The organism is Pseudomonas sp. 1, assembly GCF_056626735.1.
Genome location: NZ_JBWXMQ010000026.1, coordinates 24,232 through 37,249 on the forward strand (window position 1 = coordinate 24,232; position 13,018 = coordinate 37,249).

The 13,018-nt window shown below is 61.6% G+C and carries 12 protein-coding genes and 1 riboswitch; of the genes, 7 read left to right on the plus strand and 5 right to left on the minus strand.

The annotated features are described in order from the left end of the window. Nucleotides 1-2 precede the first annotated feature (2 nt). The 5 genes from AC1MDC_RS27040 (at nt 3) to AC1MDC_RS27060 (ending at nt 5,495) form a co-directional block, all read left to right on the plus strand. Entirely contained in the window at nt 3-1,403 is a 1,401-nt protein-coding gene (locus AC1MDC_RS27040) for a PIG-L deacetylase family protein (RefSeq protein WP_480394074.1), read from the plus strand. A gap of 64 nt (nt 1,404-1,467) precedes the next feature. Continuing rightward, the gene (hldE, locus tag AC1MDC_RS27045) at nt 1,468-2,889 is read left to right on the plus strand and encodes a bifunctional D-glycero-beta-D-manno-heptose-7-phosphate kinase/D-glycero-beta-D-manno-heptose 1-phosphate adenylyltransferase HldE (protein ID WP_085701052.1); all 1,422 of its coding nucleotides are present in this window, start codon (nt 1,468-1,470) and stop codon (nt 2,887-2,889) included. A 130-nt stretch (nt 2,890-3,019) separates the two neighbouring features. Next, nucleotides 3,020-3,994 carry a glycosyltransferase family protein gene (locus tag AC1MDC_RS27050; protein WP_085705254.1) on the plus strand — a complete coding sequence of 325 codons (975 nt, stop codon included), beginning with the start codon at nt 3,020-3,022 and terminating at the stop codon, nt 3,992-3,994. Continuing rightward, entirely contained in the window at nt 3,995-4,681 is a 687-nt protein-coding gene (locus AC1MDC_RS27055) for a hypothetical protein (RefSeq protein WP_227234233.1), read from the plus strand. It begins immediately after the preceding gene. A gap of 13 nt (nt 4,682-4,694) precedes the next feature. Beyond that, nucleotides 4,695-5,495 (plus strand): hypothetical protein, encoded by an 801-nt coding sequence (locus AC1MDC_RS27060; protein ID WP_085705250.1) that lies wholly within the window; start codon nt 4,695-4,697, stop codon nt 5,493-5,495. Between the two features lie 4 nt (nt 5,496-5,499). Here the strand turns inward: AC1MDC_RS27060 and AC1MDC_RS27065 are convergent, their stop codons facing one another. The 4 genes from AC1MDC_RS27065 to AC1MDC_RS27080 form a co-directional block, all read right to left on the minus strand. Further along, nucleotides 5,500-6,465, minus strand: a complete 966-nt coding sequence (locus AC1MDC_RS27065) for a metal ABC transporter ATPase (RefSeq protein ID WP_480394075.1) — start codon at nt 6,463-6,465, stop codon at nt 5,500-5,502. Between the two features lie 31 nt (nt 6,466-6,496). Further along, a complete protein-coding gene (locus AC1MDC_RS27070; RefSeq protein ID WP_480394076.1) occupies nt 6,497-7,309 on the minus strand; it encodes an aldo/keto reductase in 813 nt (270 codons plus the stop codon). Then, the gene (locus AC1MDC_RS27075; protein WP_234206318.1) at nt 7,306-8,481 is read right to left on the minus strand and encodes an NAD(P)/FAD-dependent oxidoreductase; all 1,176 of its coding nucleotides are present in this window, start codon (nt 8,479-8,481) and stop codon (nt 7,306-7,308) included. Before AC1MDC_RS27075 ends, AC1MDC_RS27070 begins: the two co-directional genes overlap by 4 nt. Nucleotides 8,482-8,596: 115 nt before the next feature. Then, complete coding sequence (locus AC1MDC_RS27080; RefSeq protein WP_085701045.1) at nt 8,597-8,929, minus strand: DMT family transporter; 333 nt, start codon at nt 8,927-8,929, stop codon at nt 8,597-8,599. Nucleotides 8,930-9,031: 102 nt separating this feature from the next. Between AC1MDC_RS27080 and AC1MDC_RS27085 the strand changes: the two genes are divergently transcribed. Then, nucleotides 9,032-9,934 (plus strand): LysR family transcriptional regulator, encoded by a 903-nt coding sequence (locus AC1MDC_RS27085; protein ID WP_085701044.1) that lies wholly within the window; start codon nt 9,032-9,034, stop codon nt 9,932-9,934. 11 nt (nt 9,935-9,945) lie between these two features. Continuing rightward, nucleotides 9,946-11,226 (plus strand): lipid IV(A) 3-deoxy-D-manno-octulosonic acid transferase, encoded by a 1,281-nt coding sequence (waaA, locus tag AC1MDC_RS27090; protein ID WP_480394077.1) that lies wholly within the window; start codon nt 9,946-9,948, stop codon nt 11,224-11,226. Nucleotides 11,227-11,256: 30 nt separating this feature from the next. On the opposite strand, the gene AC1MDC_RS27095 is transcribed toward waaA, so the two are convergent. Beyond that, a complete protein-coding gene (locus AC1MDC_RS27095; protein WP_085701042.1) occupies nt 11,257-12,690 on the minus strand; it encodes a TolC family outer membrane protein in 1,434 nt (477 codons plus the stop codon). A 196-nt stretch (nt 12,691-12,886) separates the two neighbouring features. After that, nucleotides 12,887-12,992, plus strand: a riboswitch (TPP riboswitch). Nucleotides 12,993-13,018 lie beyond the last annotated feature (26 nt).

The following is a 13,018-nucleotide window of genomic DNA, read 5'->3' on the forward strand; positions in this document are numbered from 1 at the left end:
TGATGAGCGCTCGCAAGCAACAGCTTCTCAAGGCACACCGACGCGGCAAGCGTCTGTTCCTCATCGCCTTCGTGGTTGCGCTGTTTCTGGTCGGCTTTCTGGTCGGCTGGTCGCTGGTGCCGCTGTTGCTGGTACTGGCCTGGGTTGCCCACGAAGCGTGGTTTGCCGATCACTTGTTTTACCGGCCGTCCGACGACTACCAATACGACTTTCCTGCGGACACCGCGCGACAGACTGTCAGTCTGGACGGCGGTGTGGTGCGTCTGAGCGAGCCGTTGGCGCCGGGCGAGACACTCATTCTCGAACTTGAATTGAAGGCTGGCTGGCTGGGTCGCTGGCTCGATCCCTACGTTGCGGTGGGGGATGATCGCCAGGACTTCGAGCGCGGGGTGAAAGGGCGGCGTTACCTAAACCTTTCCGGGCAGGCAGATGCTTTGGCGCAGGGCGTGCTGACCCTGCGCGGACGATATTGCACGGCGGGTACCATGGGCACGCTTTGGGTCATGGCGAACCCTGATTACAGCCGCCAGCGCGTTATGGTCATCGCACCTCATGCCGACGATGCCGAGCTTGCGGCATTCGGTCTTTACAGCCGTAGTGAAGAGGTCAGCATCGTCACCCTGACCCAAGGCGAGATCGAAGCTGAAGATTTCCAGCGTATGGGCCTTGATCAGGCCGCCGCAGCGCGGTTGAAGGGGCGTTTGCGCAGTTGGGACAGTCTGGTGATTCCTCTGTGGGGTGGCGTGCCGGCCGAACGTTGCGTGCAGCTGGGTTATTACTGCCTGCAATTGCCTGCGATGGCCGCTGAGCCGGCCACGGCTTTCGGTTCCCTCGAGTCGCAGGAAGGCGATGTGCGCACTGTGCGCCGTCACAATCCGCTGACCTTGCCCGCCGATGTTGACGGGCAGCCAACTTGGCAGAACCTTGTCGAAGACCTGACGGCGCTTCTGAAGCATTACCGTCCAGAGGTCGTCGTCACGCCGCATCCCGAGCTGGATCCACACAGCGATCACGTCGCCTCGACTCAAGCGCTGCTTGAGGCCGTTGGCCTGAGTAGCTGGAAGCCGACGACGATGTTGCTGTACGCCAATCATTTGCATGACAACGACCGCTGGCCAATGGGCCCTGCCGGTGGCGGGATCGCGCTGCCGCCAGCCATCGAACCATTGCCGGCCAACCGCTTGTGGAGTCCGGTGCTGTCGCCGGACGTGCAACTGGATAAGGCCATGGCGTTAGCCATGGAGCACGACTTGCAGGGCGGGCAAGTGTTCAAACGGCAATTGCGCCGCTGGATCCAGCAGGGACTGGCGGGGCGTCGCTGGCCTGTCACTGGCAGTAATGAGTTTTTCCGCAAGGCTGTGCGGCGCCACGAGTTGTTCTGGGTGCGCGACCTTTCAGATTGAGGCGGACGGCCCTTGACCCTGTGTTAATATCGCGCCCCTGTTCATTTTGTATGTGGGTTGCTCCATGAAGTTGTCCATGCCGCGATTCGATCAAGCCCCTGTCTTGGTGGTCGGCGATGTCATGCTCGACCGTTACTGGCATGGCGGTACCTCACGGATTTCCCCTGAGGCGCCGGTTCCTGTCGTTAAAGTCGAGCAAATCGAAGACCGCCCGGGCGGTGCCGCCAACGTTGCCTTGAACATTGCTGCGCTGGGTGCGCCGGCGTCGCTGGTCGGTGTGACCGGTGACGACGAAGCCGCCGACAGCCTGAGCAACAGCCTCAAGGGTGCGGGCGTGCGAGCCTTGTTCCAGCGCATCGCGCACCAGCCGACCATCGTCAAGCTGCGGGTCATGAGCCGGCACCAGCAATTGCTGCGTATCGACTTCGAAGAACCGTTCGCCACCGACGCCCTGGCCCTCGGCGCGCAGGTCGATGACCTGCTTGAAGGCATCAAGGTGCTGGTGCTGTCCGACTACGGCAAAGGCGCCCTGAGAAACCATCAGGCGCTGATCCAGGCCGCCCGTGCCAAAGGCATCCCGGTGCTGGCCGACCCGAAGGGCAAGGATTTCTCGATCTACCGGGGCGCGAGCCTGATCACCCCGAACCTCAGCGAGTTCGAAGCAATCGTCGGCGGTTGCGCCGATGAGCACGAGCTGGTGACCAAGGGCGCGAAGCTGATGCACGACCTGGATCTCGGCGCATTGCTGGTGACCCGTGGCGAGCACGGCATGACACTGCTGCGTCCGGATCATCCGGCTTTGCATTTGCCTGCGCGGGCCCGTGAAGTGTTCGACGTGACCGGTGCCGGCGACACGGTGATTTCCACCCTTGCGGCGGCGATTGCTGCCGGTGAGGAACTGCCACACGCGGTGGCGCTGGCCAACCTGGCGGCGGGCATCGTCGTTGGTAAGCTCGGTACGGCGGCGATCAGCGCTCCGGAGCTGCGTCGTGCCATTCAGCGTGAGGAAGGTTCCGAGCGCGGCGTGCTGGGTCTGGAGCAACTGCTGCTGGCGGTGGCCGATGCCCGTGCACACAACGAAAAAATCGTTTTCACCAATGGCTGCTTCGACATCCTCCATGCAGGTCATGTGACCTACCTGGAGCAGGCGCGGGCTCAAGGCGATCGTTTGATTGTCGCGGTCAACGACGATGCTTCGGTCAGCCGCCTCAAGGGGCCTGGCCGTCCGATCAACAGTGTCGATCGGCGCATGGCTGTGCTGGCGGGGCTTGGGGCGGTGGACTGGGTCATCAGCTTCCCTGAAGGCACGCCAGAAAACCTGCTGCGTGAGGTCAAGCCGGACGTGCTGGTCAAGGGCGGGGATTACGGGATTGACCAGGTGGTCGGCGCCGACATCGTGACGGCTTATGGCGGCACCGTGAAAGTGCTGGGACTGGTGGAAAACAGTTCAACCACCGCGATTGTCGAAAAAATCCGCAGTCGTTGATCAGATGGAACTTTATTGTTTTGGACTGCGTGTGAACGGATTTTGCCTTGGGGATCTAACCGTTTCCGTTGATGTTGGCAGGTTTGAATCCGCTGCGCTTGCCTGCCTACATCGTGTGGTCATTTAACCTATGAAAGTCATGCTCCTGGTGATGAACGAACAGCGGGTCATTCTCGACCGGCTCTACGACATCGTGCAGCAGAACTGTGATGAATGTGTCATCTATCGGCTCAGCAAACAGCAACAGATGAACCTGGGGCCTTTTTTGGCCTCGGTTGATTACCAGACCTTTGATCGTGTCGTTATCTTCTCCAGGGTCAAGCGCCTGGTCTCGCAACTGCGGGTGCTCAAGTGCATTCCCGGGCTGGTCTTTCTCGAACACGATGCCTACCAGAACTACATGCCCGCCAGTAAATATCGTGGCGTTTATTCGCGTCTCTACAAGCGCCTGCCGAGTTGCCGGGCGCTGGTTTCCGGGGCGGTGGTCGCACGCAAGATGCTCGCTGAAGGCATCGACACGGTGTTCGTCTCCAAGGGTTACGACGAGCAGATGCTGCGCAACACCGGGTCCGAGCGCGACATTCCCATCGGTTTTCTCGGCAGCCTGAAAAGTACCGAGTACGCCCAGCGCAAGGCACTGCTCGAATCGCTGGCGCAGCGTACCGGTATGCTGGTGACCCGCACCCGCTCCGGCTCCGAATACCTGGAAACGCTCAATCGCATCAAGATTTTCGTCAGCGCCGACATCGGCATGAACGAGTTCATGATCAAGAACTACGAAGCCATGGCCTGCGGTTGTGTGCTGCTGGCCTGGAGTCAGGGCGAAGAAGACAAGTTGCTTGGCTTCGAAGACATGCACAACACCGTGTTCTATCGCAGCGAAGACGAGGCGGTGGAAAAGATCAAGCTGTTACAGGGCGATCCGGAGCTGTCGCAGCGTATTGCCAGCAATGGTCAGGCCTTTGCAGAAAGTCGCTATTCCTTCGCCCGTGTCGGCCAGGCCCTCGCCACTGAAATACAGCGCGAGATGCGCCCATGGCAGCCGCCGTCAGCATTCACGCGGTTCTGGGTGAAACTGCGTTTCGGCATGAAGGTGCCGGTCTGAATGAAGGATGAACATATGGCGCTGGATGCGCTCCCCGGCGGTGACCAGTCGGTGTTGGACGCGTTGCCTGAGCCATTGCGCGAATGCCTGAGCCGCGCGCACCGGGTCATCCTGATCGCGAATAATCCGGCCATCACGGCGGCGGATTTTCAGGCGCTGAATATCAGCGCCAATGACGTCGTCGTCAGTTTCAACACCTGCATCAAGGCGCCGCTGCTCAACGAGCACAGCTTGAACGTCTTCGTGCATGGCTATAACGCGCCGGACGCCTATTTTTTTGGTCTGCCTTACGGCCCGGACGTGCAACGGTTGTTCGAGCATGCGGGCGAGCGTTGTTTCACCATGCTGGTCGGCTGCGCCGCACCGATGTGTCCGTTGCCACGGGTGGCCATGTATTGGGATCGTATCCCGCTGCCGGCTCTGTGGAACTATCCCGTCGACCGTCCGGGCGGCAAGCGCTACGTTGGGCCATCTACCGGTTTCAATACGCTGGTGGTTTTAGACTGGTTGCGCGGTCACGCCGGTTATTCCTATCAGCTCATGACCCTGGGGTTTTCCAACGAAGCGGGGAAACTGTGGGGTGGGCATGCCTGGGATTACGAGCGCGACTGGCTGCAGCAGTCGGACGTCATTGTGGTGCCTTTGCAGCCGCGTCACTGGTGGCAAAAGCTCTTTTGCCAAAAATAGAAGGTGCTGTTGAGTGTTGAAAATTGCCGTCGCTTTTTTCGGGATCCCGAGAAATTCGCAGATTTGCTTCCCTTCCATTGAACAGAACGTTCTGGCGCAGTTTCCGGCGGGCAGCGACGTACAGTGCTTCTATCATTTGTACAAAATCGATGAAGTACAGAACTTCCGCTCAGGCGAAAAAGGCGAGTTGAGGGCTGACAACTATCAGCCATTCGAGCCGATGATCGGGGCCCTGACTTCGACTGACGGGGTACTGGAGCGTTGGGATTTCGAGCAGGTCAAAGCGCAGGGCGATACTTGGGCCGATGACTATGCGTCGCTGCGCAACCTGATCTATCAGCTCAATTCACTGCACACAGTGACCAGCATGATCGAAACCTTCAATCCCGATTTCGTCGTGTTCGTGCGCCCGGACAATTTCTTCCACAATCCGCTGCCCGCCTATGTGTTCAATCATTCAGAGGCCCGGAGGCACTTTGCCTACATTCCGGACTGGCAGTGGTGGGGCGGGTTGAACGACCGCTTTGCCATTTGCGGGCGCGATACCTATGTCGCCTATGGCAAGCGGATCGAGCGCATTTTCCAATTCTGCAAAGCCACGGGAAGAAAGCTGCACTCCGAGCGCTTGCTCAAGTACGCACTACAGCAGGCCGGTGCCAAAGTCTGCACGCTACCGACCCAAGCCTCTCGGGTGCGAATCACCGGCGCTTTTGCCGAAGAGTCGTTTTCGCCCAAGCGCGGCATGGGCAAGCGTGAAAACCGCTATTTCCATTTCTTCGCGACCTTGCGTACCTGGCTGGATCGTCGGCGCTAGTCGGCTATTTGCTCGCGCGTTTCTTGCCGATGCCAACCAGACGCAGCGCCTTCAGACTCAATTGCTTGAGTCCCGCGCGAGGCGGCTTCGCCGGTTGCAGGCCCTTTTGCACGACCCAGTCTTTCCAGCGAATCCGCTCTTCACGTACGACCCAGCCCGTCTGGGTCGCAAAGCTTTCGGCCAGATAAAGCCCGCGGGTGCCGGCCGGCAGGAGCTTGTCGCGCTTGAGGGTATACAACTCGGCCAAGGGCGCGCCGTCCTTGAGCGGCATCAGGTAGAGATCGGGGCGCTTGCGGTCCAGCCGGGCCACCAGTTGATCGCCTTCCAGTCGTTCATCGACATGGAACAGGCTGAGGCTCTTGGCTTCCTTGGGTACATCCAGCCGCAGGTCGTAGATCAATTGCAGTGACGCGGTCGGCAAGTGCACGTAAGCCCGTGGCCGTTCAAGCAATTGCAGATTGGCGCAGCGCACCGGCCTGGCTGAACCGGACAGCGGCGTCAGGCGAAAGGGCAGGGCCTCGCGATAATGCAGCGCCGAAGCGTATGGCGCCGGCAGCCAGGTGTCGTTGAAGCGCCCGCCGAGCCAGCCTTCCGGGGTTTCCAGCAGGCATTCCTCGGCGATCTCCTGGATCGCCGTGTGCAGCGGAATATTCAGTTCATGGGCTGGCACGTAACCGGAAATCAACTTGAGCACGACGTCGCCGCGATCCTGCCGCCGCTGACGCACCAGCACCCAGTAATCGCGATTCTGCCAGTGCAGGGTCAGACGCACCGAAACACCCAGGTTGGCCAGCTCCAGCGCAAAGCGCTCGGCGTCAGCCACGTTGACCGGTTTACGCCGCTGAAGGGTCTGGGTGAAATTCAGCGGCATGCCGACGCTCTGATAGGTCAGGCCTTCCGGCGTGGCTTCGACGAACAGCGGCAGCGTCTTGAAGTTGCTCGGGTTCTTTCTGATGAGCGTACGCGGCATGTCGGCTCCTGCTTAAGGCCGCGAGGCGGCGTCAGTGACCACGAAGGACCTGGGCAACGGTCGCAACGTTATGGGCGAGGTGCAGCGGATTGATGGTCCCGACAATGGCACTGGCCACGCCGGGCTGGGCGAACAGCAACTCGAAGCTGGCGCGCACCGGATCCACACCGGGACTCAGGCACACATGACCGCTGGCCAGCGCCTTTTTCACCAGAATGGCTTTGCCGTGGGCAGCAGCATAGTCAATGACCGCCTTCTCGTTTTGTTCGTTCAGATTGTAGGTGACCATTGCGCAATCGCCTTGCTCCAGTGCCTTGAGGCCACCGTCGACGGTTTTGCCGGAGAAGCCGAAGCCGCGAATCTTGCCTTCGGCCTTCAGCGCCGCGAGGGTTGCGTAGACTTCGCTGTCGTTGAGGATCGCCAGGTCGTTACCGTCGGAGTGCACCAGCACCAGGTCGATAAAATCCGTTTCCAGACGTTGCAGGCTGCGCTCCACCGACATCCGGGTGTGAGCGGCGCTGAAATCATGGGTCGATTGGCCGTCGACAAATTCTTCGCCGACCTTGCTGACAATCACCCAGTCCTGACGCTCACCACGCAGCAGTGGGCCGAGGCGTTCTTCGCTGCGGCCATAGGCCGGTGCGGTGTCGATCAGGTTGATGCCCAGTTCCCGAGCCTGCCTGAGCAGCATGCGCGCGGCGTCGTCATCGGGGATCTGGAAGCCGTTGGGGTATTTCACGCCCTGGTCGCGGCCGAGTTTGACGGTGCCCAGGCCCAGTGGCGAAACCAGCAGGCCGGTGCTGCCCAGCGGGCGATGCAGGTCGTGCAGGGTCGGCAGGCTCATGGCAGCAGTTGCTCCCAGGCGGGAACGCCCATCGGTGGTTTTGGCAGTTCTGGCAGCGGGGTCGCATGGCTCGGCTGGATGCCGTCGCGTTGAAGTGATGCCATCACCCGGTCAGCAAAGTCCGGCGCCAGGGCCAGTTTGGTCGGCCAGCCGACCAGCAGGCGTCCTTCTTCAGCGAGGAAGGCGTTGTCCGGGCGGGTCAGGCCGGTTTGCAACGGTTCGGCGCGATCCACGCGCAGGGTGGCCCATTGCACCGTGCTCAGGTCGATCCATGGCAATAGCTGACCGAGTTCTTTCTGGGCGGTGGCGATTTGTTCGGCCGGTTCACGGGCCACGCCTTCGGATTCGGCAATGTCGCCGCCCAGATACCAGACCCACTGGCCGTCGGCGGCCGGGTGCGTGGTTACGGTGATGCGCGGTTTGGTGCCGCCACCGAGGCAGTGCGCATACAGCGGCTTCAGGCCCGGGCCTTTGGCGATGATCATGTGCAGCGGCCGGCGTTGCATGGCCGGATGGGTCAGGCCCAAAGCAGTCAGCAGATCGGCTGTACCGGCACCGGCGCTGAGGACGATGCGCTGGGCACGAATCTCACGGCCGTCGACCTTCAGGCCAACCAGCACGCCGCTTTCCAGCAACGGCTCGATGTTTTGTCCGGCCAGCAGACCGTCACCGGACAGGTCGGCCAGACGCTGGATCAGGCTCGGCACATCGATCACCAGTTCGGCGAGGCGGTAGACCTTGCCCTTGAAGCGTTTGTCTTGCAGGGCCGGCGGCAGCTGATCGCCCTTGACCTGATCGACCCGGCCACGCACGGCTTTACTGGCGAAGAAACTGGTGAGGTTGCCGGCCAGGGTGCCCGGCGACCACAGGTAATGGGCTTCGGACAGCAGGCGCACGCCGGTCAGATCCAGTTCGCCGTTGCCGGCCAGAGCTTCACGCCAGCGACGCGGCATGTCGGCGATGGCTTCCGAGGCGCCGGTGAGCGCCCCGTGCAACGCGTATTTGGCGCCGCCGTGGATGATGCCCTGGGACTTCACACTCTGTCCGCCACCAAGGCTGGCGCTTTCCACCAGCACGGTCGAGAAACCTTGGCGACGCAGACGCGCGTTCAGCCAGAGACCGGCGACACCCGCGCCGACAATCAGCACGTCGGTGGAAATTGGAGATGGCATGCAACGACCTCAGGGTTTGAAGAAGTCGCAAGTTTCAAGCTTCAAGCTGCAAGCTGCAACCCGAAGCTGTAAATCGGTCGAGCTTGCAGCTTATGGCTTGATGCTCGTCAGTGTTTCAATGGCCGGCGGTTTTCGAGAACAGCTGAATCACCACCACGCCGAGCACGATCAGCGCCATCCCGAGCATCGCCGGGAGATCCAGCTTCTGCCCATAGATGAACAGCGCCGCGACGCTGACCATCACGATGCCCATGCCGGCCCACACCGCGTAGGCCACGCCCACCGGTACGCTGCGTACCACCAGGGTCAGCATCCAGAACGCGATGGCGTAGCCGACGATGACCAGCACCAGTGGCAGTGGCGTGCTGAAGCCTTTGACGGCTTTCATCGAAACGGTCGCGATCACTTCGGCACAGATGGCGATGGCCAGGTAGACGTAAGCGTTCATGTTCAATTCCTCATGTGAAGCGTTGCTTTCTGAGGCGGCATTCTAGTGACTCACCAGATGGGGTAAAGTCATTACCTATCTGTTTAAAAGATGGGTTGGTCAATGAGCATGCAGTGGAATCTGGAGCAGTTGCGGGTGTTCGTTGCGGTGGCCGAGCAGCGTTCGTTTTCCGCTGTGGCGCGTCAGCAGCGCAAGGCACAGTCGGCGATCAGCAGCGCGATTGCGATGCTGGAGGACGATCTCGGAGTCAGCCTGTTCGAGCGTAGCAGCGGTCGTCAGCCGAGTCTGACCGAGGCGGGGGAGGCATTGCTGGAGGAGGCGCGCGAAGTGCTGCGTCAGTGCGAACGCCTGAACGGCCGGGCCGTGGCCATGATGCGCGGGCAGGAGGCGCAATTGCGGGTGGCGCAGGACGAGGCAATGCCCTATCAGGCGCTGGTGGAAAGTTTCGGTGCGCTGGCCGAGCAGTTCCCGAGTCTGGAGGTGCAACTGACCAGCGCCGCCCAGGGCGAGGTTTCACGCAAACTGGTGGAGCGCCGGGCCGATCTCGGGCTGCTGTTCTATCACGACGAAATTCCCGAAGCGCTGGAGCGCCGGGTGCTGGGCAGCGTGGAGATGGTCACGGTCTGCGGCGTCAATCATCCGCTGGCCGCGCAGTCCCGGGTCAATTGCCAGCAACTGGCCCAGCATCGGCAGCTGCTGATGTCGACCCAGACCAGCGTCTACCCCGGCAGCGAGCCGGCCAGCCCACAGGTGTGGCGCGCCGACAGTTTCTACGTGATGGCCGAATGGCTGGTGCGCGACCTTGGCTGGGCCTGGCTGCCGCGCCATGTGGTGCAGTACTCGGCGTATCAGGGCCTGATGGTGGAGCTGGACAGCGAATGGACGCCGCCGGCACTGGTGGTGGAACTGGTCTGGCGCCGCGACGAACCATTGGGGCCGGCAGCTCGTTGGCTGGCGGAGCGATTTGCCATACACCTGCGGGCGATCGGCGGCAAAAGCCGATAAACTCCGCCGCCATGAATAGATCTCTCTACACCGCGCTGTTTTACCTGGGGCTGCCATTGGTGGCGATTCGGCTGTGGCTGCGCTCACGCAAGGCGCCGGCGTATGCCCAACGGATTGGCGAACGTTTCTCCTACGGGATGCCGACCCTGCAACCCGGTGGTATCTGGGTTCACGCCGTGTCGGTGGGCGAAAGCATCGCCGCCGCGCCGATGATCCGCGCACTGCTGCAACGCTATCCGACGCTTCCGATCACCGTGACCTGCATGACGCCAACCGGTTCGGAACGTATCCATGCGCTGTTCGCCAACGAGCCACGCATCCAGCACTGCTATTTGCCGTATGACTTGCCCTGTGCCGCCGCGCGTTTTCTGGATCGCGTGCAGCCGAAACTGGCGGTGATCATGGAAACCGAACTGTGGCCCAACCACATTCACCAATGTGCCAAGCGCGGGATTCCAGTGGCGTTGGCCAATGGACGACTGTCCGAGCGTTCCGCCAAGGGCTATGGCCGGTTCAGCAAACTGACCGCGCCGATGCTCGCCGAGATGAGCCTGTTCGCCGTGCAGACCGAAGCCGAAGCCCAGCGCTTCCGTGATCTCGGTGCGCGCCCGGAGACAGTCGAAGTCACTGGCTCGATCAAGTTCGACCTGACCATCGACCCGCAACTGCTGCAACGCGCCGCTGAGCTGCGCAGCCAGTGGCAGGCTCAGGAGCGCCCGGTGTGGATCGCCGCCAGCACCCATGAAGGCGAAGACGAAGTGGTGCTGAATGCTCACCGTCGATTGCTGACCAACCATCCCGATGCGTTGCTGATTCTGGTGCCGCGTCACCCGGAGCGTTTCAACTCGGTGTTCGAGTTGTGCCAGCGTGAAGGCTTTGCCACGGTGCGTCGCTCCACTGGCGCGAGCGTCGATGCGCAGACTTCGGTGCTGCTTGGCGACACCATGGGCGAGCTGCTGTTTCTCTATGCCCTGGCTGACAGCGCGTTCGTCGGCGGCAGCCTGGTGCCCAACGGCGGGCACAATCTGCTCGAACCGGCAGCCTTGGCGAAACCGGTGATCAGCGGCCCGCACCTGTTCAACTTCCTCGACATCGCCGCGCAACTGCGCAGCGCCGGGGCATTGGCCGAGGTGGATGACGCTGAAGGTCTGGCGACAGAAGTGCAGCGTCTGTTTGAACTGCCGCGCGACGCACAGCGCATGGCAGAAAACGGGCTGAGCGTGATGCGCCGCAATCAGGGCGCGTTGCAGCGCTTGCTCGATGGACTGGGAAGGTTGATCGACCGCCCATAAAAAACGCAGCCTCAGGGCTGCGTTTTTTGTTTAAGGCCGAGCCTTGAGCTGGGCTTCGGCAGCCTTGGCCAGATCCGGTGGCAGGAAGTCCTTGTCCGGGTTGTAGTCGGCTTTCAGGTAGCGGGTCAGATCCTGCAGGTCGCCCGGGTTCAACGTCCCCGCCGCCTGCTTCAGGCGCAGGTTGTCTAGGATGTAGTCGTAGCGGGTGTTGTTGTAATTGCGCACCGAAGTGTAGAGCTGACGCTGGGCGTCGAGCACGTCGACGATGTTGCGCGTCCCCACCTGATAACCGATTTCCGTGGCTTCCACTGCGCTCTGGTTGGAAATGATCGACTGGCGGCGCGCCTGTACCTGTTCGACGTCGGTGTTCACCGCGCGGTGCAGGTTGCGGGTGTTTTCGACGATCTGCCGGCGCAGGCCTTCACGTTGCTGTTCGGTCTGGTCCAGCTGCGCATAAGACTGACGTACCTGGGAGCTGGTCAGGCCGCCGCTGTAGAGCGGGATGTTCACCTGCAACGCCAGGGTGCGCTGTTCGACGTTGCCGCCATACGGCGTGCCGAAGGCATTCGGGTTGCTGAAGCCAAACGAATCGTTGTCGCCTTTCTCGTACTTCGCCACGGCGTCGAGGGTCGGCAGGTGGCCGGCCTTGCGCTGTTTCAAAGTCTGTTCGGCAGAGCTGACCGCGAAGTTGCTGGCCAGCAGATTGAGGTTCTGTTTCGCGGCGGTATCGACCCAGGCCTTGGCGTCGTTCGGCGCCGGCGGCAGGATCGGCAACGTGTGGACGATGCCCTGGATCGAGTTGTACTGACGGTTGGTCAGGGTGACCAGCGCTTGGAACGCATCATCGACCTGACGCTGGGCGACGATCCGGTTGGCGCGCGCGGTGTCGTAACTGGCTTGCGATTGCAGCACGTCGGTCTTGTCCGACAGGCCCACGTCGAAGCGCTCGTTGGACTGGTCGAGCTGGCGCTTGAACGCGGCTTCTTCGGCCTTGGTCGAGGCCAGGTTGTCCTGGCTGCGCAGCACGTTGAAGTAGCTTTCGGCGGTTTGCAGGATCAGGTTCTGCTCGGTGGCCGAAAGTTGCAGCGCGGCCTGCTCGTTGACGTCCTTGGCGGCCTGGTACTGGAACCAGCGGTCGGCGCGGAACAGCGGTTGCGCCAGGGTCGCCTGATACGACTGGGCACTGCGGTTGGCGACCGCCGACGGCTGATCGATGTCGGTGCGCACATTGGCCACCTGGGCGCCACCGGACAGGTTCGGCAGCAGCCCGGCGCGGGCCTGGGGCACGACTTCTTTCTGCGCACCATACTGGGCGCGGGCGGCGGCCAGGTCGGCGTTGTTGTCGACGGCTTCCTGATAGACGCTGACCAGATCCGTTCTGGTCGACAAAGGCGCTTCTGCTGCCCATACCGTTGCGGTGGACGCACAAGACACGGCGACAGCCAGTGAGAGTTTGCGCAGCATGAGGCGATCCCTAGCATGAATATTATGGAAATAATCCGGGCGCCAAAGGTAAGGCGCGGCCCATGCAGCGTCAAGGCGCAGCATGGCGTAGCGAGTGTAGTTGCGCAGGCGGCAGGCAACAATCTGCCAATTGCGCCATTCATCATGGTGTTTGCAGCGGTGTTGGCGTTCTTTGCCGGTTGTGTCTAGACTGGCCGGGTTCTTGTCGGGGTGCCTTGCTATGAGGCTGAGATCGAATAATTTCGGATCCCGTTGAACCTGATCAGGTTAGCGCCTGCGTAGGGAACAAGATTTCTCGTCACCCGGCGAGTCCTCTTGTGCTTCGTCC

Bases quoted from the DNA above. Each gene is read 5' to 3' on its own strand.
- AC1MDC_RS27040 (WP_480394074.1), top strand. From the start codon at position 3: ATGAGCGCTCGCAAGCAACAGCTTCTCAAGGCACACCGACGCGGCAAG.
- AC1MDC_RS27075 (WP_234206318.1), bottom strand. From the start codon at position 8,481: ATGCCATCTCCAATTTCCACCGACGTGCTGATTGTCGGCGCGGGTGTC.
- AC1MDC_RS27095 (WP_085701042.1), bottom strand. From the start codon at position 12,690: ATGCTGCGCAAACTCTCACTGGCTGTCGCCGTGTCTTGTGCGTCCACC.
- AC1MDC_RS27050 (WP_085705254.1), top strand. From the start codon at position 3,020: ATGAAAGTCATGCTCCTGGTGATGAACGAACAGCGGGTCATTCTCGAC.
- AC1MDC_RS27055 (WP_227234233.1), top strand. From the start codon at position 3,995: ATGAAGGATGAACATATGGCGCTGGATGCGCTCCCCGGCGGTGACCAG.
- AC1MDC_RS27065 (WP_480394075.1), bottom strand. From the start codon at position 6,465: ATGCCGCGTACGCTCATCAGAAAGAACCCGAGCAACTTCAAGACGCTG.
- hldE (WP_085701052.1), top strand. From the start codon at position 1,468: ATGAAGTTGTCCATGCCGCGATTCGATCAAGCCCCTGTCTTGGTGGTC.
- AC1MDC_RS27085 (WP_085701044.1), top strand. From the start codon at position 9,032: ATGAGCATGCAGTGGAATCTGGAGCAGTTGCGGGTGTTCGTTGCGGTG.
- AC1MDC_RS27080 (WP_085701045.1), bottom strand. From the start codon at position 8,929: ATGAACGCTTACGTCTACCTGGCCATCGCCATCTGTGCCGAAGTGATC.
- AC1MDC_RS27070 (WP_480394076.1), bottom strand. From the start codon at position 7,309: ATGAGCCTGCCGACCCTGCACGACCTGCATCGCCCGCTGGGCAGCACC.
- waaA (WP_480394077.1), top strand. From the start codon at position 9,946: ATGAATAGATCTCTCTACACCGCGCTGTTTTACCTGGGGCTGCCATTG.